Below are 326 nucleotides of genomic sequence, written 5' to 3' on the forward strand. Positions count from 1 at the left end.
TGAGGGTATTGCTATAGATGGACGGGTATGCATCTACACAACCACAGCAAAAACAACCAATGAAGATTTCGTTGAAATTGGTCATATCCAGCCAGCTGATCTGAACAGTATATCCAGCAAACTTGAATTTGAAGAACAGCTTCAAAGCTGTGTAAATGCGCTTGGAATTGAGTGTGGAAATCTGCATGTTGAATTTTGGGTCACACCTGAGAAAAAAATTGTATGGGGAGAATTTCACGTGCGTCAAGGCGGAGATTTTATTGCGCCGGATCTTGTGTCAGCTGTGCGACCAGGGATCGACTACTATGGAAATCTGATTGATTCTT

General features: G+C 42.3%; 1 protein-coding gene. It reads left to right on the forward strand.

Going from position 1 to position 326, the window contains the following annotated elements:
- A partial coding sequence (locus E9529_RS21620) for a hypothetical protein (RefSeq protein ID WP_236833304.1) occupies nt 1-326 on the forward strand: 326 nt, incomplete at both ends.

This window comes from Blastococcus sp. KM273128, from assembly GCF_021698975.1.
In the GTDB taxonomy this organism is placed as follows: Bacteria; Actinomycetota; Actinomycetes; order Mycobacteriales; family Geodermatophilaceae; genus Blastococcus.